The organism is Halomonas sp. ND22Bw, assembly GCF_003011945.1.
In the GTDB taxonomy this organism is placed as follows: domain Bacteria; phylum Pseudomonadota; class Gammaproteobacteria; order Pseudomonadales; family Halomonadaceae; genus Halomonas; species Halomonas halophila.
Genome location: NZ_PXWD01000970.1, coordinates 1 through 268, shown reverse-complemented (window position 1 = coordinate 268; position 268 = coordinate 1). Strand labels below are relative to the sequence as shown.

1 pseudogene is annotated in these 268 nt (G+C 68.7%); it reads right to left on the bottom strand.

Annotated features, from left to right (window positions below):
- A pseudogene (locus tag CVH10_RS21050) lies at window positions 1–268 on the bottom strand (hypothetical protein); the annotation flags it as partial.

Genomic DNA, 268 nt, shown 5'->3' with positions numbered 1-268 from the left:
GGTTCCGCCGAAGGGAGCGCAAGCGTGTGCCGCAGGTCCGCGGACAAGGCATCCAGATCCCTCGCAAACGCCGGCGAAAGGCCGCCCACGTCGTCTTCGTCGTCGAAATCGAGCACGGCCTCGACCGCTGCGGAGAGCTGCAGCAGTCCTTCCCGCCACCCTTCCACCTTGGCCGAGAGGACCCCGCCCACGGAACCCAGGGCCGCACGGCGTTGCAGTTCGGTCTCCGCCGAGAGCAGGTCAGCGAGCCCTTCCGCTTCAGCCAGGT